A 17,245-nucleotide genomic window follows, 5' to 3' on the forward strand; every position below is an offset into this window, starting at 1 on the left:
CGTCGCGGATCTCTCACCTGTTCGGCGGCCACCGGTCCTGGCGAAGTCACCGCGATGTCACGTACGCTTCCGTAAGGTACGGAACCGTAGGTTGCGTCCGACAGGTCGGGAACAGGCGGACCTGAACCCGTCCGGGTCGCTGGACCGGGCCGACGACAGCAGGAGGACACCGCGTGATCGAGGCCGACGTATCGCCCCACCCGACCGCCGGGGAGCCCACCGCCCCCGCGGCGGCGCCCGCCCCGACGGGGGGTGAGCGGACGCGCGGTCTGGTGCAGCTGCTGGGGCCCGACGGCGTCCGCCGCGAGCACCCGGACTACCGGCTCGACCTCGACAACGCCGAGCTGCTCGAGCTCTACCGCCGGTTGGTCCTGCTGCGCCGGTTCGACGCCGAGGCCGAGGCCCTGCAGCGGCAGGGCGAGCTCGGGCTCTGGGCCGGGTGCCGGGGTCAGGAGGCGGCCCAGGTGGGCGCCGGGTACGCGCTGCACGAGCCCGACCACGTCTTCCCCGGGTACCGCGACCACGGGCTCGCCTTCGCCCGCGGCGTGGACCCGCTGCACGTCCTGAGCATCTTCCGCGGGGTCGACCACGGCGGCTGGGACCCGCGCGAGCACCACGTCCACCCCTACACCCTGGTCATCGCGGCGCAGATGCTCCCGGCGGTCGGTTACGCGATGGGCCTGCAGCGTGACGGTGCCGTCGGCACGGGCGACCCGGCCCGCGACGCGGCCGTGGTGGCCTGCTTCGGGGACGGGGCGACCGCGCAGGGGGAGGCCAGCGAGGCCCTGACCTTCGCCTCCGTCTACCACGCGCCCGTCGTCTTCTTCTGCCAGAACAACCAGTGGGCCATCTCCGAGCCGGTGGAACGGCAGTCCACCGTGGCGCTGCACCGCCGCGCCGACGGGTTCGGGATGCCGGGCGTCCTGGTCGACGGCAACGACGTGCTGGCGGTGCTGGCCGTGGTGCGCTCGGCGCTGGAGCGGGCGCGGCGCGGCGAGGGCCCGACGTTCGTCGAGGCCTACACGTTCCGGATGGGTGCGCACACGACGTCCGACGACCCGACCCGCTACCGCAACGCGGCCGAGGTGGAGGAGTGGCGGGCCAAGGACCCCCTCGACCGCGTCGAGACCTACCTGCGGGCCGAGGGCATCCTCGACGAGGCCTTCGAGAGCGCGCTCGCGACGGAGTCCGACGAGCTCGCCGAACGCGTCCGCGCCGGGGTCCGCGCCCTCGTCGACCCCCACCCGGCGGCCATGTTCGACCACGCCTACGCCGAGCCCCACGCCCAGGTCCAGGCCGAGCGCGACGAGTTCCTCGCCGCCTGGGCCCGCCACGACGACGAGCTCGCCGCCGGCGGGCAGAACGAGGGAGGTCGCTGATGCCCCGTCTGGCCATCGGCAAGGCCGTCAACGCCGGGCTCCGCGCCGCGATGGAGCGCGACCCCCGGGTCCTGCTCATGGGCGAGGACATCGGTGCCCTGGGGGGCGTCTTCCGCGTCACCGACGGTCTGCAGAAGGACTTCGGCGAGCACCGGGTCCTCGACACCCCGTTGGCGGAGGCCGGCATCGTCGGCACCGCGACCGGCATGGCCCTGCGCGGGTACCGCCCGGTCTGCGAGATCCAGTTCAACGGGTTCGTCTTCCCGGCCTTCAGCCAGATCGTCACCCAGCTCGCCAAGCTGCGGGCCCGGTCGCGCGGGCAGCTCACCGTCCCCGTGGTCATCCGCATGCCGATCGGCGGCGGGATCGGGTCGGTCGAGCACCACTCGGAGAGTCCCGAGGTGCTCTTCGCCCACACCGCCGGGCTGCGCGTCGTCACGCCCTCGAACTCCCACGACGCCTACTGGATGATCCAGCAGGCGATCGCCTCGGCCGACCCGGTGCTGTTCCTGGAACCCGAGCGGCGCTACTGGGAGAAGGGTGACGTCGACACCGATCTCGGACCGGGCGAGGTCACCCCGCTGCACAAGGCCCGCGTGCTGCGTCCGGGGACGGACGCCACCGTCGTCGCCTACGGACCCACCGTGCGGCTGGCCCTCGACGCGGCCGACGCCGCGGCCGCCGAGGGGCGCGACCTGGAGGTCGTGGACCTGCGCTCGATCTCACCGCTCGACGTCACCACCGTCGCGGACTCCGTGCGTCGCACGGGCCGGCTGGTCGTCGTGCACGAGGCCCCGACCTTCCACGGCCCGGGCGCCGAGCTCGCGGCGCGCATCCAGGAGAGCTGCTTCTACTCGCTGGAGGCCCCGGTCAAGCGGGTCGGGGGTTTCCACCTGCCCTACCCCGTCGCCCGCGTCGAGGAGCACTACCTGCCCGACGTCGACCGGGTGCTCGACGCGGTCGACGCTACGCTCGCCGCCTGATCCCCATCGCCACCGCCGACCCGACGAGGAACATGTCCGCGCACAAGCGTTTCGCCCTCCCCGACGCGGGTGAGGGTCTGACCGAGGCCGAGATCGTGTCCTGGAAGGTGAAGGTCGGCGACACCGTCACCGTCAACCAGGTGCTGGTCGAGATCGAGACCGCCAAGTCCCTGGTCGAGCTCCCCTCGCCCTACGCGGGCGTGGTGACCGAGCTGCTGGCCGCCGAGGGCCAGACGGTCGCGGTCGGCGTGGACATCATCGTCGTGGCCGAACCGGGGTCCGCGGCGGAACCCGCGCCCGCCGCACCTCCCGCCTCTCCTGCAGCCCCGGCCCCCGAGGCCGAGGGTTCGGGCGCCACGCTGGTCGGCTACGGGGCCCGGCCCGCCGGGGCCGGACGCCGTCGTCGCCCGGCGGTCGGGGAGTCCAGCCCGGACGTCGCCGGCGAGGAGATCCGGCACGTGCTGGCCAAGCCGCCCGTGCGCAAGCTCGCCCGCGACCTGGGTGTCGACCTGGCCGACGCCCACGCCAGCGGCCCGGGCGGGACCGTCACCCGCGCCGACGTCCTGGCCCTGGTCCCGACCGCACCGGTCGAGCCCGGACGCCGGGTCGAACGGCACGAGCGGGAACGCCACGTCCCGATCCGCGGGGTCCGCAAGGCCACCGCCGCGGCGATGGTCGAGAGCGCGTTCTCCGCCCCGCACGTGACCGTGTTCACCGAGGTGGACGTGACCCGCACGATGAAACTCGTGCAGCGGATCAAGGTCGACAAGGAGTTCGAGGGCATCCGGGTCTCCCCGCTGCTGCTCGTGGCCAAGGCCCTCATGGTCGCCGTGCGGCGCAACCCCGACGTGAACTCCACCTGGGACGAGCACAACCAGGTGATCGTGGTGAAGAACTACGTGAACCTCGGGATCGCCGTCGCCACCCCGCGCGGCCTCATGGTGCCCAACGTCAAGGACGCCGACGCCATGTCGTTGAAGGACCTGGCGCTGGCGCTCAACGAGGTGACCGCCACGGCGCGCTCGGGCAAGGCCTCCCCGAAGGATCTGGCCGAGGGCACGATCACCATCACCAACGTGGGCACCTTCGGGATCGACACCGGGACCCCCATCCTCAACCCGGGCGAGGCCGCCATCCTCGCCGTGGGCACCATCAAGCAGCGTCCCTGGGTGCACCACGGCAAGGTGAAACCCCGCTGGACCGTCACCCTCGGCCTCTCCATCGACCACCGGATGCTGGACGGGGAGAGCGGTTCGCGCGTGCTCGCCGACATCGCGGCCGTCCTCGAGGACCCGGCGCGCGCGCTCGTCTGGAGCTGAGCGGCGCGCCGTCCGGCGTGTCGTGATCTCCCTCGCGGAAACTCCCCCGACCCCCGCTCACCCGGAGTAACGTCGCCGGCAAGGACGTGGGGGCGTCGAGGAGTTCGAGGTGGGGGAGCACGGCATGCGTCGACGGGCGTCGCGACGGGCGGTTCTGGCCGCAGGGATCCTGGGAACGGCGTTGACGGTCGGGGTCGGGCAACCGGCCGTGGCCGCTGCCGGTTCCCCGCTGACGCGGGTGGGGACGCAGTCGTTCTACGACGCACCCGACCTGTCCTACGCCTACGGGCGGCTCTACGTCGCCGAACCGCGGGCGAACCGCGTCAGCAGTCTCGACCTGCGGGGTCGGGCCCGGGTCGAGGTCACCGAGGTCCCCTCCGTCCAGGCGGCCGATCGGTCCTTCGGCCGGATCCTGAGCGTCACCGGGGCCCGGGGCTACGTGCCCGACCTCGACCTGGACGCGTCGGTCCCGCAGCCCCCGGACGGGTGGCGGGCGTCGATGCTCTTCGTCAACCCGTTGGGGCAGAAGGCCAAGCCGGTCACCACGTTCCGGACCGGCGGCGGCAGGGGCAACCCGGTCGACGTCCTGGGGCCCACCTTCGCGGGTGGTCCGGTGCTCGTCGTCGACCGTGCCGCCGGGGTCGTGCGCCTGGTGGAGCAGCAGACCGGTAGGTCCCTCGTGCTGTTCCGGCCCCCGACCGGCGTGCCGGTGTCGGTGGCCCGCGGGCCGCGCGGGCTCTACGTCGCGGTCAGCGCCGGGACCCTCAGCGACGCGGGGGCGGTCTACGTCCTGAACCCGGTGGACGGCCGGGTCCGTTCCGTCGTCAAGGGATTCTTCGACCCCAGCCAGCTCACCGTGGCTCCCGACGGCACGATCTTCCTCACCCAGGAGTGGTACCCGTGGGGTGGGCGGATCGACGACCCGGCCTACGGCGACCCGCCCTGCGCCTGCGGCCAGATCGTCCGGATCGCCGGCGACGGCTCCCGCAGCTACCTGACGATGGCGCAACCCTCCGGCATCGCCTGGGGTGACGGTCGCCTCTTCGCGACGCAGAACAGCACGTCGCCGTGGTACTTCCGCCCCTCCCCCTGGAGCCAGGTCGTCCAGGTCGACCTCGCCGGGTTCGGGCCGGGTTCCTCGGTGCAGACGGGACCGCCCCTCTCGGAGTCCTGACCGGCCCTCGCCGAGACCTCGCCGAGACCTCGCCGGAACCCCGCCGGAACCCCGCCGGAACTCCCGACGGGGCCGGCGACGACGGAGGCGGGTTCCGGGAACCATGTCCCGGACCCCGCCTCCACCCCACCTCCGGCCCGTCTCCGCCCTGGCTGCGGTCAGCGGCGGACGGCACCCCCGACCCCGGGGACCATGCTGCGGAACTGGTCGACGGTCGAGTCGCTGACCGAGTTCGGACCCCCGAACACGAGGCCCACCGGGATCGGCGTCGACCGGTTCAGCGCGGCCAGCGCGGCCTGCGACCTCGGGTGCAGCTGCTCGCGCGGAGTCAGCAGCAGGGGCGAACCCAACGCCCCCATGGCGGCCGCCCCGACCAGGGCGTCCGGCCAGTTCTCCCCGGTGGCCAGGCCGACCGCGCCGAGGGGTGCGCCGCCGGGTACGGTGAACTGGACGGCCACGAGCTGGGCGGTGTCGTAGCGGTCGGCGCCGGTGATGCCGTTGCCCACCGCCGTTCGTCCGGCCGCGCCGGGCAGGTTCCCCGCCGCGGTCACCGCCCGCCCGCCGACCGGGACGGTCGCCGATCCCGCCGGGTCGTGCGCGCCGAGGAACGCCGCGGTCGAGGCCGGCAGCCGGTCGTCGGCGGTGAGCAGCACCAGGCCGCGGGTGCGGGCGGCGAGCGCGGAGACCGCCAGCCCGTCGGGGTAGTTCTGGCCGTTCACCAGGTAGACCGGGGTGGCCGTGCCGCCCGTGGTGCTCGTCGGACGCCCGCTCAGCCGCAGGATCTTCTCGGCCACGGCGACCGCCGTGGCATAGCGGTCGTCGCCGGCCAGCCGCTCGACCGCGGGGGCGCCGGGCAGCGCGCGCACCTGGTCCACCACCGCGGGCGACAACGTTCCCGGGCCGCCGAGGACGTAGACCGTCGCCCCCGGGCCGAGGACCCGGCGCAGCTCTTCGGCCACGGCGGGGGACAACCCGCCCGCCGGGGTCAGCAGCAGCGGACCGCCGACGGCGCTGGCGAGGCGACCACCGGCCAGCGCGTCGGCGTAGCGCTCGGAGGTGCTGAGCACGGCCGCGCGCACCGAACCGGTGTCGCGGAAGAGGCGGCCGGAGACCGCGACCGAGGTCTGCACCCGGTCCGGTCCGTGGTAGCGGTCGACACCGCCGCCGACCGGGGCGCTGGCGACGGGCGCCGGGTCGATGACCCAGGTGAGGACCGTGTCGGAACTGCCGGCCGGCGAGGTCGCGCGCAGCGTCGCCTCGCCGCTGCCGGGCGACGTCGGAACCCCGGCCACGACCCCGTTGGCGACGTCGAGGGTCACCCCGGACGGGAGCCGCCCGGCGACCACCGACCAGCGCGGGGTACCGCTCGAGACCAGCGGCAGGTTCACGGCGACGCCCTGGGTCCCGGTCAGCGTCTGGCGGGGTTCGACCACGGGCGGGGTTCCCGGTGCGGTGACCACCATGGTGCTGCTGACCCGGTCGCTGCCGGCGGAGTTGGTGGCGACGAGGGTCACGGTGCTGCTGCCGGCCGCGGTGGGCGTACCGGTGATGACCCCCGAGGCGGGGTCCAGCCGGAGGCCGGCGGGGAGCCCGCCGGGCACCGACCAGGTGGGGGTGGGGACCCCGGAGGCGGTGGCCGCGAAGGCGTATGGCTCGCCCACGTCGGCCGGCGGCGGGGCGGCGGAGGTGATCCGCGGCGGCGAGGCCGCGGCCACGAAGGCGAGCGTGGCCAGTTGGCCCGCGCTGCCCGCCGGGTTGGTCGCGGTCACCGTGAAGACGGTCGCACCCACACCGACGGGGGTCCCGGAGAGCAGGCCGGTACCGGCGTCCAGGGTCAACCCGGGCGGCAGCTGGTCGGCCGTCCAGGTCGGGGCCGGACTGCCCGTGGCGCTGAACTGGTGGCGGTAGGGGGCGCCCACGACGGCCCCCACGGGCGGGGCGGACGTGATCGCGGGCGCCGTCGCCGGGGTGCTTGTGCCGCCGCCACCGGAGCCGCCGCCACCGGTGCCGCCGCCACCGGTGCCACCGCCACCGGTGCCGCCCCCACCGGAGCCGCCCCCGCCCCCGCTCAGGACCGTCGTGACCAGCGCGGCCTGCCCGGCCGAGCCCGAGGCGTTGCGGGCGGTGACCGTGAAGCTCGACACCGACAGCAGGGAGGCCTGGGGGACACCGGAGAGGACTCCGGTGACCGGGTCGAGGGAGAGCCCCCGGGGCAGCGACCCGCTGGTCACCGACCAGGTCGGCGCCGGGTCGCCGTCGGCGGTGTAGGTGTGCGTGAACCAGCTCCCCAGGACGATGACCGCGACCGGGGTCGGGGAGGTGATGGTCGGCCGGGAGGCGAGGAGGACGGCTCCCGCCCGGACGTCGGAAGCGGTCGCCGCCGGGGCGACGGCGAGGGGCAGGGCGGCGGCGAGCAGCAGGCTGACCGCACGGCGCTGTGAACGGTGAGTGAGACCCATGTCACAGACGGTATCTAGAACACTGTGGAGTGTCATCTAGATGTCGCGTCGTCATCCGAACGGACGCCTGCCCTCTCCATCGTCGGGTTCTGACTTTCCGTGACACCACTTGCACGAAACGTCAGAACGGAAGCGGTCCGCGGGGTAGCGTTCGCACCGGGCGCCGGGGGGTGTCCGTCAACGGTTCCTGGGTGGGGATGAGTGCGGTGCGTGGTGGAACTCTGTCGTCGTGGGTCCTGCGGGCGCGTGGCGTCGCGGGTGGGTTGGCCCTTCTCGGGGTGGTGACGCTCGGGTACGGCGGTCCGGTGGCCGCCGCCCAGCAGCCCGTCGGGACCGCCGCCGAGCGGCCGTACACGGTCCTCGCCGAGGGGTTGGGGGACCCGCGCGAGATCGCGTACGCCTACGGCCGCCTCTACGTCACGGAGAACAGCCGGGGGCGGGTGCTGAGTTTCTCCACCTCCGGTGCCGGGCGACGTGTCGAACGGGCCCTCGTGCCCGGCCCGACCGCGGTCGCCCGGACCGGCGGCACCCTCCTGGTGGCGACCGGTCGGAGTTTCTACGACGACGACCAGGGGTCGTGGGAGGGGCCGGGCCTGGCCAGCGTGAGCGCCGGTCCGCTCAACCGGGCCCCGTCCGTCGTGGCGGACCTGGAGGCCTACCGGTCGTCCCTGCCCGAGGGTGACCGTCCCGAGGCCAGCGACCCGCAGGCCCTCCTCGCCCCGGTGCGCGCCGGCCGACCGCTGCTGGTGGCCGACGCCGGTCTCGGCGCGGTCCTCGCGGTGGACCGGGCCACGGGCACGATCACGCCGTTCTTCACCGCCCCGGGGCTGCGCCCGACCGGGCTCGCGCACGGACCCGACGGATCCGTCTACGTCACCTCGGCCGGTTCGGGGGCGGACCTCCTCGTCCTGGACGGTCGGACGGGAGCGTTGCGCCGCAGCATCTTCGGCATTCCCGGGGCGAGTTCCGTCGCGGTGTCGGGCAGCGGCGCGGTCTACGTCGCCCAGGAGGGTTTCGAGCGGGTCCCGGTCTCCCCGGAGGTCTGGCCCACCGCCGACGTCGGGCAGATCACCCGCGTCGCGCCCGACGGCACCCGGTCGGTCCTCGGGGTCCAGCAACCGCACGGCCTGGCGCTCGCCGAGGGGCGGCTCTACGCCACGCTGCTCAGCAGTCGGGGTTTCGGGGAGATCGGGAACCACCCCGGGCAGCTCGTCCGCATCGACGAGTCCGCGTTCACCCCCGTCGCCTGAATCCTCAGGGTCTGCCCAGATCGTTCTTCGGAAGTTCTGGCGCGCCACCCAGCCGCAGGAGTACGGTCCGGCGCGGGTGCGACGGTGCACCCACGAGGGCACCGACGAGGTGCCCCCGCGGCTCTGGTGAGGAGCGGTCATGAGACACCGGTTCGGAGCAGCAGTCATCAGCCTGGTCGCCGCCGTCTCGGTGGGTGCGGCCCCCGCCCAGGCGAAGGACGACCCACCCGCGGTCCAGGTCGTCGCCGACGGTCTGGACGGAGCCTTCGGGTTGTCCTTCCGGTACGGACGTTTCTACGTCGCCGAACCCATCTCGGGGGAGATCACGGCGATCCGGCGCGACGGTCGCCAGGAGGTCTGGGCGTCCGGTTTCGCCGGGCCGACCGGTGTCGACCGGGTCTACGGCCGACTGCTCGTCGTCACCGGTGGACCCCAGGACGGAACGCCGGTCCCGGGGGCGGCGACCCTGTTCCACGCGCGGCGCAACGCCCCCACCCAGACGATCGCCGACCTGCAGGCCTACGAGCTGGCCGCCAACCCCGACGGGCAGACCCAGTTCGGGCCCGACGGGGCCGCCCTGGACGCCCTGAGCAACCCGGTGTCGGTGCTGGCCGGCCGCTGGCGCGGCCAGCCCACGTACGTCGCGGACGGGGGCGGCAACGACGTGCTGCAGGTCGCCGCGGACGGCACGGTCAGCACCTTCTTCGTCCCGCCGACCGTCACCACCGGCGCGTGCGAGGGCCGTCCGAACAACGACGAGGCCTCGACCGGGTGCGACTCGGTGCCGACCGGCCTCGCCTGGGGTCCCGACGGCAACCTCTACGTCTCCACCCTGTCGGGCGAGGCTCCCGGGGAAGGGTTGGTCTACGTCCTCGATCCGCGCACCGCCGAGGTCGTCCGCACCGTCGGGGGACTGGACTCCCCGACCGGTGTGGCCGTCGGCGACGACGGGGAGATCTACGTGTCGCAGATCCTCGAGGGGGCGCCGGCAGGTGACCCGGAACAACCCCCGCCGCCGGACTTCGACCCGTCGACGGTCGGGCAGATCACCCGGATCGACCCCGACGGGTCGCTCGCCACGGCGCAGGTGACGCAGCCGCTCGGGCTGCGCGTCGTGGACGGCGAGCTCTACTCGACCGCGTGGAGCATCGCCGGGCCCGGACTCGGGCAGGTCGTCCGGGTCGGGGAGAAGGCCTTCGTCGAGGTCGACGACTGAGCCGTCGGTCGCGACGGCGCCCGTCGATGATCCGTCGGCGGGCGCGGTGCCGGTGGGGGTGCGAGGGTCGGGGGCATGACCGACGAGAAGAGCACCCCCATCGACCCGCGTGACAACGAGGAGTCGCAGATCGCCGAGTCCACGGCCTCGCACACCCTCGCCCGGTCCAGCGACGGCGGACCGGTGCCCTCGCCGGCCCGGGAGGCCGACGCCGTGCCCGGCGTCCCGGACGCCGCCGACGAGGGGGTCGAGGACGGGACCGGGCAGGGCGACCCGCTGGCCGGGGTGACGTTCGACGCCGAGGAGGCCGCCGCGAACGGGGAGGACGTGGTCTCCGGCGACACCGGTCCGGAGCACCCCGGCCAACGCTGAACCCGGTCCGAGAACGGCCGGACGCGACGAAGGCCTCCGGGAGGGAACTCCCGGAGGCCTTCGTCATGACCGGGGGCCGCTGCCCCCGGGGTCGGTCAGTGCTGTGCGCCCAGCCGGTCGGGGTTGGTGCGCTGCGGCCCGGGCCCCGTGGGGCCGGAGGGAGATGCCGGCCCGGTGGCGTTCGGGGCCGCGTGCCGTCCGGAGGGGGCGGTCACGTCGGCGCCGAGAGCGGCCTCGATCGAGGCGTCGTCCAGCCCGAGGTCGCGCAGCGAGTCCACGGCGGCGGTGAACTCCGCCTCCCGGAGGGCGGACTCGGCCGCCAGGGCCTCGACCGCCTGCTGGGCGTCCTTGGCCTTCTGGACCGCGGACCCGACCCGGTCGGCGAGTTCGTCGGGGGCGAGGTCGGAGCGGTGGGCGGGGTGCCCGGTGGAACCCTCGGCCGTCTCGACCGGGGCACCTGCGGCGGCGGCCGGAGCAGCGGCGGCGGCCGCGTCCCCGGTCGGGGCCGGGGCACCGGCGGCGCCGTGCCGGACCAGCGGGAGGGCGGGCAGGAACGCCACCACGACCACGCCGATCACCATGACGAGCGCGGCGACCAGGTAGATGATGCTGATCGAGTCGGTGAAACCCACCCGGAACGGGTGCGCGACCGCGTCGGGCAGCGTCGCGAGGATCGACGTGTTGTCGACCGCCCGGCCGAGCGTCGACTGCAGCTGCTCCTGGCTCAGCCCCGCCTGCTGCATGCCGGCCTGGAACGCCGGGTCGCTGCCCGCCGCGGTGTAGGCGTCACGGATGTGCGAACCCAGCGTGGAGAACAGGATCGAGAGGAAGACCGCGGTCCCGAGCGTCCCGCCCATCTGCCGGAAGAACGTCACCGAGGAGGTGGCGACCCCGATCTCGCGCGGGCTCGCCGCGTTCTGCACCGCGAGGATCATCGGCTGCATGTTGCCGCCCAGGCCCCAGCCGAGCAGCAGCATGAGGATCATGGTCTGCCAGATCGGCGTGTCGGCGGTGACCCGGGAGAACCCGAACAGGGCGACCGCCATGAGCGAGATCCCGACGACCGGCAGCGGTTTGTACTTGCCGGTCTTGGAGATGATCCGGCCGGCGACGGCGCTCGCCGACATGATGCCGAGCACGACCGGCAGCATCTGCAGACCACCGACGGTGGGCGAGGAACCCTTCACCACCTGCAGGTACTGCGGGAGCACGGCGAAACCACCGAACATCCCCATCCCGAGGATGAAGCTGCCGAGGCTGCCGACGACGAAGGTGCGGCCGCTGAACATGCGCAGCGGGAGCAGCGCCTCGTCCCCGTAGGCCCGTTCGGCGAGCAGGAAACCGATGAGCCCGACGACGCCGATGGCGTAGCAGACGATCGAGGAGGTGGAACCCCAACCCCAGATCCGGCCCTGCTCGGCGACGATGAGCACCGGGACCAGCGTGGTGACGAGGGCCAGTGCGCCGGGCCAGTCGATGCGGTGCCGGGTCGAGCGGCGCGGGAGCTTGAGGTTGCGGAACACGACGAAGAGGGCGAACGCCCCGATCGGCACGTTGATCCAGAAGATCCAGCGCCAGCCGGGCAGGCCGAGGATCTCCGACTGACCGGAGAAGAACCCGCCGAGGACGGGACCGAGGACGCTGGACGTACCGAAGACGGCCATGAAGTAGGCCTGGTACTTGGCGCGTTCCCGCGGTTCCACGATGTCGGCGATGATCGTCAGGGCCAGCGACATGAGCCCACCGGCGCCGAGGCCCTGCAGTGCCCGGAACCCGGCCAGCTCGTACATCGACCCGGCGATCCCGCAGAGCGCGGAACCGATGACGAAGATCGTGATGGCGGCGATGAAGAACGGCCGCCGGCCGTACATGTCGGAGAGTTTCCCGTACAGCGGCGTCGAGATGGTCGACGTGATGAGGAACGCGGTCGTCGCCCAGGCCTGCAGCGAGAACCCGTCGAGGTCGTCGGCGATGGTGCGGATGGCGGTGGACACGATGGTCTGGTCCAGCGCCGCGAGGAACATGCCCAGCAGCAGCCCCGAGAGGATGGCCAGGATCTGCCGGTGGGTGAGGGCGGGGGAGGGGGCCGAGGTCTCGGCCGTGGTGGCGCTCATGCGTGCGTCTCCTGCGGTGCGGTCCGGGGCGAGGGGGTCTCGGCCACGGTCAGGTCCAGGCATCCGGCGAGGGCGTCCTCGCGGAGGCGTTCCACGCCGGCGGTGAAGCGGGCGGTGAGAGCGGTGAAGGTGCGGAGCTCGTCGTCGTCGAGGTCGGCGACGGCCTGGGTGATGAAGGCGTCGCGACGTCGGCGCAGCTGCGTCACGAGGTCCTGCCCCGCCGTGGTGACGGCCAGCAGGCTGGCGCGACGGTCGTCGGGGTCGGGCAGCTTCTCGATCAGCCCGAGGCGGACCAGTTCGGCGGTCTGCCGGCTGGTCGTCGAGGGGTCGGTGCCCAGCTGCTCGGCCAGGGCCCCCGCCCGCTGCGGCCCGCCGTCGTGCAGGACGAACAGGGCCAGGTGGACGGCCCGCTCGCTCTCGCTGCGGCCCCGGTTCAGGAGGCACTTGAGCTGGTGCTGGGCGCGCACCTGACGCAGCAGACCGTCGGCCAGGGCGGCGACGAGGCCGTCCGGACGGTCGGGGAGCGGCGGCGGGGCCGCGGCGGGTTCGGTCATGAGGTCCTCGGGTGGGGCGGGTCCGGACCGCCCGGGGCGGGGCCGTCCGGGCGGTGGGGATGACGACAGGGAGGTTCGGGCGGTGCGTTCGGCGGACGATGGTGCTGATCCGGTCTTCGGCACCGGAGGAGATTCCTTGAGTGCCTCATGCAACAAAGTAGCAGCCGATCTCCGTCCGGCGCGAGCCCCGGAACGGCGCCTTCAGGTGTTCGGCGGTCAGAAGTACGACGTATGGCGCATACTCGGTCACTCTGCGTTACCGTTGCGGACGGTTCGCCGAACGGAGATGGAGGAACGCCGTGACCGCAGTGTCCTGGTCGAGCGTCACGACGCTGCCCCCCGACCCGCGCTCGTCACGCGCGGCCCGCGGGATCGTCAGCGACTGGTGCTCCCGGCACGGGGTGGACGGCGACGCCGTCGACACCGCGGTCCTGCTCACCGCCGAGCTGGTGACCAACGCGGTCCTGCACGGCCGCTCCGAGGTCGTCCTCCGGTTGCGCCGCACGGCCACCCGCATCCGGGTGGGGGTGGGCGACGAGAACAGCCGGGTCCCCCAGCGGGGCCCGCTCGACCCGGACGCCCTCAACGGCCGGGGCATGGCCCTCGTGGAGACGCTGGCCGACGCGCACGGCGTCGACGTCGACCCCGGCGGCAAGACCGTCTGGTTCGACGTCGCCACGGAACCCGCGCGGCACGCCGTTCCCGCCTGATCCCCCGGGTCCGACGGCCGCCGACCGCTCTGCCCGGGGCCGAGCACCGCACGGGGGGCCGGCACGACGAGGGCGGACCACGCTCCGACCCGGCGCCTACCCTGGAGGGGTGTCCTCCCCGTCGTCCTCGGCCACGGGGTCGGTGCGCCCGGCCCCGCGCCCCGGTGCCCGCCCGCAACGTCCCGCCCTCGTCCTGGCCGCGGTCGGGGCGGCGCTCGTGACCGCCGTCCTGCTGGCCCTGCTCGGGCTGGCCCTGTCCGGTGGTCTGCGCCCCTCCGCCCTGCTCGACCCGGGCCCCCTGGTGCGCTGGGGGCTGCCCGTGGTCCGGGTCGTCCACGACCTGGCGGCCGCCGTCGCGGTCGGGGGTCTCGTCCTGGCCTCGGTCGTGCTCCCCGCACCCTCGGCCGCATGGACCCGCGCGGTGCGCATCGGCGCGACGGCCGCGGGGGTCTGGGCGGTGGCCGCGCTGCTGGTCCTGGTCCTCACGGCCATGGACGTGCTCGGGGCCGCCCCGGGTGCCCCGGGTTTCGGGGCGCAGCTCGGGCAGTTCGCGACCGAGATCGACCTCGGGCGGGCCCTGCTGGCCACGACCGTGCTCGCCGCCGTCGTGGCCACCATCGGTGCCGCGGCCACCTCGATGACCGGGGCGGCCGCGGGGGCCGTCCTGTCGCTGGTGGCCCTGCTGCCGCTGTCGCTGTCGGGGCACGCCGCCGGCTCGGCCTCGCACATGACGGCGGTCAGCTCGCTCGGGATGCACCTGGTCGGGGTCACGCTCTGGGTCGGCGGGCTGGTCGTGCTGGTCGCGGTGGCCCCGCTGACCGGGGTGCGGCGCGGGGCCGGTGCGGGGGAGAAGGTGGTCGACCTGGCCACCGTCACCGCGCGGTACTCCACGATCGCCCTCGCCTGCTTCGGGCTGGTGGCCCTGTCGGGCGTCGTCAACGCGGCCGTCCGGCTGGGCGGGTTCGGCGCCCTCGGCAGCCCCTACGGCCTCCTCGTGGTCGCCAAGGTCGTCCTGCTGCTCGTCCTCGCCGGCCTCGGGGTCTGGCACCGGCGACGGACCGTGCCCACGATCGGCCGGTCCCCGCACGCGTTCCTGCGCCTGGCCGCGGTCGAGGTCGCGGTCATGGGGGCCGCGCTGGGTCTCGGGGTCGCGCTCAGCCGCAGCCCCACGCCGGTGCCCGACGCCGCCCCGGGCGTCTCCCCGGCCGCGGAGCTCCTCGGTGAGGCGGTCCCGCCGCCGCTGAGCACCGTCAACTGGTTCGTGCAGGTCTCGCCCGACCTGCTCTGGCTCGTCGTCGGGGCCACCGTCCTCGTCGGCTACCTCGTCCTCGTCCGCCGCCTGCGTCGGCGGGGGGACCGGTGGCCCGTGGGACGCACCCTCTGGTGGGTGCTCGGCTGCGTGCTGCTGTTCTTCGTCACCAGCGGCGGCCCGGCGGCCTACGGCCGCCTCACCTTCAGCTCGCACATGCTCCAGCACATGCTGCTGACCATGGCCGTGCCCGTCCCGCTCGTCCTGGGCGCCCCGGTCACGCTGGTGATGCGGGCCGTCCCGTCCCGCCGCGACGGTTCGCGCGGTCTGCGCGAGTGGGTCCTGACCCTGGCGCACTCGCGTTTCCTCGGGGTGGTCGGGCACCCGCTGGTGGCCGCGGTCCTGTTCGCCGGCAGCCTGATCGTCTTCTACTACTCGCCGCTGTTCGAGCTGGCCCTGCGCACCCACGTCGGGCACGAGCTGATGATGGTCCACTTCATCGGCACCGGGTACCTGTTCGCGTCCTGCCTGGTGGGGGTCGACCCCGGTCCGCACCGGCCGGCCTACCCGCTGCGCCTCATCCTGCTGCTCGCGACCATGGGCTTCCACGCCTTCTTCGGCGTCGCGCTGATGCAGGGGTCGGGACTGCTCGCCGGGAGCTGGTTCGCGGCCGTCTCCGGTCTGGACGGGCCCGCCCTGCTGGCCGACCAGCAGAAGGGCGGCGGCATCGCCTGGGGCATCGGCGAGGTGCCGACCGTGCTGCTGCTGCTCGGCGTGGCCGTCGCCTGGTCGCGCTCGGACGGCCGGGAGGTGCGCCGTCGCGACCGGGCGGCCGACCGCGACGGCGACCGGGACCTCGCCGAGTACAACGCGATGCTGGCCCGGATGGCCGACCGCGACCGTCAGGGGCGCTGAGGCCCGGTCGGGCGCCGACCCCGGACTGTCGCCCGTCCCCCCTCGTGCTCGATGATGGTCACGAGCCCGACCTTTCGAGAGGACCTGCCGCGCCCATGAGCACCAGCCTGGACTTCACCGTGGAGACCCTCGGGTCGTGCACGGTGGACTCGCCCCTGGCCCCCCGACTCGACGCCCGGCGCACCACCCAGCACTACGTGCAGGAGACCGACCGCGTCCTGTTCGACGACACGCTCTCCAAGGTGTCGCGCCGCAGCGGTGACGTCGACGGCCTGGCCGACCTGCCGAGCTTCGAGCCGACCGGACCGCGCAAGAAGATCTTCTTCGACCCGTCCAAGACGCGCGTCGGCATCGTCACCTGCGGGGGGCTCTGTCCCGGCATCAACAACGTCATCCGGGCCGTCGTCTCGGAGCTGACCAACCACTACGGCGTGCGTCGCATCGTCGGGTTCAAGAACGGCTACCAGGGCTTCATCCCCAGCTACGGCCACGACATCGTGGACCTGACGCCCAAGGTCGTCGAGAACATCGACAACGAGGGCGGCACCATCCTCGGCACCTCCCGCGGGCAGCAGGACCCGGTCGCCATGGTCGACTGCCTGGAACGGCTCGGGATCTCGATCCTCTTCGTGATCGGGGGCGACGGCACCCTGCGGGGGGCCCAGCGCATCGCGGCCGAGATCAAGGAGCGCGACCAGCGGATCGCGGTCGTCGGGATCCCCAAGACCATCGACAACGACATCCCGTTCATCGACCAGAGCTTCGGGTTCCAGTCGGCGTTCTCCGAGGCGACCCGGTCCATCCGGTCGGCCAAGGTCGAGGCCCGCACGGCCCCCAACGGGGTCTCGCTGGTGAAGCTCATGGGGCGGCACTCCGGTTTCATCGCCTGCTACGCGGCGCTGGCGCAGAACGACGCCGACTACGTGCTCATCCCCGAGGTCCCGTTCACCCTCGAGGGCCCGGGCGGGTTCCTGGAGGCGTTGCGCGCCAAGGTGCGCGACCAGGGCCACGCGCTGGTCGTGGCGGCCGAGGGGGCCGGGCAGGAACTGTTCGAGGACGTCGACGACCGGGACGCCTCGGGCAACAAGAAGCTCCAGGACGTGGGTCTGCTGCTGCGGCAGGCGATCGTCGACGACTTCGCCGCCCACCAGATGGACCTGAACTTCCGCTACATCGACCCGAGCTACGTCATCCGCTCGGTCCCGGCCAACCCCTACGACGCCGTCTACTGCACTCGCCTGGCCCACGCGGCCGTGCACGCGGCGATGGCGGGCCGCACGAACATGGTCGTGGGGCGCTGGCGACGGCGGTTCGTGCACATCCCGATCCACCTCGCGGTCTCGGCCCGCAACCAGGTCGACCCCCACGGCGACCTCTGGTGGTCGGTGCTCGAGGCGACGGGGCAGCCGTGGTCCTTCGGTGAGCGCGACGCCGACCAGGTGACGGCGTTCGGGGGGCAGTGACCCGCCCGGAGGCCGGCTTCTAGAAAGCTCGCCCGACGATCTACGTTCCTCCCCCCGGTCTGCCGATGGACCGCGGACGGAGGGCGGA

At 73.7% G+C, this 17,245-nt stretch carries 13 protein-coding genes; 10 read left to right on the top strand and 3 right to left on the bottom strand.

Features of this window, described 5'->3' with window-relative positions; genetic code table 11:
• The first annotated feature begins 173 nt into the window (after positions 1-173).
• The 4 genes from pdhA to ACFFKU_RS00935 all read left to right on the top strand — a co-directional run bounded on the left by pdhA (position 174) and on the right by ACFFKU_RS00935 (position 4,855).
• Entirely contained in the window at positions 174-1,379 is a 1,206-nt protein-coding gene (gene pdhA / locus ACFFKU_RS00920; RefSeq protein ID WP_380134567.1) for a pyruvate dehydrogenase (acetyl-transferring) E1 component subunit alpha, read from the top strand.
• Positions 1,379-2,362, top strand: a complete 984-nt coding sequence (locus tag ACFFKU_RS00925; RefSeq protein WP_380134570.1) for an alpha-ketoacid dehydrogenase subunit beta — start codon at positions 1,379-1,381, stop codon at positions 2,360-2,362. The genes pdhA and ACFFKU_RS00925 overlap by 1 nt, the downstream gene beginning before the upstream one ends.
• A gap of 32 nt (positions 2,363-2,394) precedes the next feature.
• Entirely contained in the window at positions 2,395-3,681 is a 1,287-nt protein-coding gene (locus ACFFKU_RS00930) for a dihydrolipoamide acetyltransferase family protein (RefSeq protein ID WP_380134573.1), read from the top strand.
• Between the two features lie 124 nt (positions 3,682-3,805).
• Positions 3,806-4,855 carry a hypothetical protein gene (locus ACFFKU_RS00935; RefSeq protein ID WP_380134576.1) on the top strand — a complete coding sequence of 350 codons (1,050 nt, stop codon included), beginning with the start codon at positions 3,806-3,808 and terminating at the stop codon, positions 4,853-4,855.
• A 158-nt stretch (positions 4,856-5,013) separates the two neighbouring features.
• Here ACFFKU_RS00935 and ACFFKU_RS00940 read toward each other — a convergent pair whose 3' ends face one another.
• Positions 5,014-7,314 (bottom strand): cell wall-binding repeat-containing protein, encoded by a 2,301-nt coding sequence (locus ACFFKU_RS00940; protein WP_380134578.1) that lies wholly within the window; start codon positions 7,312-7,314, stop codon positions 5,014-5,016.
• 206 nt (positions 7,315-7,520) lie between these two features.
• On the opposite strand from ACFFKU_RS00940, the gene ACFFKU_RS00945 reads away from it, so the two are divergent.
• From ACFFKU_RS00945 to ACFFKU_RS00955, 3 genes are all read left to right on the top strand, one after another.
• A complete protein-coding gene (locus ACFFKU_RS00945; protein WP_380134581.1) occupies positions 7,521-8,564 on the top strand; it encodes a ScyD/ScyE family protein in 1,044 nt (347 codons plus the stop codon).
• Between the two features lie 139 nt (positions 8,565-8,703).
• Positions 8,704-9,780, top strand: a complete 1,077-nt coding sequence (locus ACFFKU_RS00950) for a ScyD/ScyE family protein (protein WP_380134584.1) — start codon at positions 8,704-8,706, stop codon at positions 9,778-9,780.
• Positions 9,781-9,855: 75 nt separating this feature from the next.
• Complete coding sequence (locus ACFFKU_RS00955; protein ID WP_380134586.1) at positions 9,856-10,152, top strand: hypothetical protein; 297 nt, start codon at positions 9,856-9,858, stop codon at positions 10,150-10,152.
• Between the two features lie 95 nt (positions 10,153-10,247).
• On the opposite strand, the gene ACFFKU_RS00960 is transcribed toward ACFFKU_RS00955, so the two are convergent.
• Positions 10,248-12,266, bottom strand: coding sequence for an MDR family MFS transporter (locus ACFFKU_RS00960; RefSeq protein WP_380134589.1), 2,019 nt, complete (start codon positions 12,264-12,266; stop codon positions 10,248-10,250).
• Positions 12,263-12,820: a MarR family winged helix-turn-helix transcriptional regulator gene (locus ACFFKU_RS00965; RefSeq protein WP_380134591.1), complete on the bottom strand. Its 558-nt coding sequence runs from the start codon at positions 12,818-12,820 to the stop codon at positions 12,263-12,265. The genes ACFFKU_RS00960 and ACFFKU_RS00965 overlap by 4 nt, the downstream gene beginning before the upstream one ends.
• A gap of 299 nt (positions 12,821-13,119) precedes the next feature.
• Here ACFFKU_RS00965 and ACFFKU_RS00970 point away from each other — a divergent pair, with 299 nt between their 5' ends.
• The 3 genes from ACFFKU_RS00970 (at position 13,120) to ACFFKU_RS00980 (ending at position 17,157) form a co-directional block, all read left to right on the top strand.
• A complete protein-coding gene (locus ACFFKU_RS00970; RefSeq protein WP_380134594.1) occupies positions 13,120-13,530 on the top strand; it encodes an ATP-binding protein in 411 nt (136 codons plus the stop codon).
• 109 nt (positions 13,531-13,639) lie between these two features.
• Positions 13,640-15,694, top strand: a complete 2,055-nt coding sequence (locus tag ACFFKU_RS00975) for a bifunctional copper resistance protein CopD/cytochrome c oxidase assembly protein (protein WP_380134596.1) — start codon at positions 13,640-13,642, stop codon at positions 15,692-15,694.
• Between the two features lie 95 nt (positions 15,695-15,789).
• Positions 15,790-17,157, top strand: coding sequence for an ATP-dependent 6-phosphofructokinase (locus ACFFKU_RS00980; RefSeq protein WP_380134599.1), 1,368 nt, complete (start codon positions 15,790-15,792; stop codon positions 17,155-17,157).
• Positions 17,158-17,245: the final 88 nt, after the last annotated feature.

The sequence above is a fragment of the Kineococcus gynurae genome, assembly GCF_042433995.1.
GTDB classification, from domain to species: domain Bacteria; phylum Actinomycetota; class Actinomycetes; order Actinomycetales; family Kineococcaceae; genus Kineococcus; species Kineococcus gynurae.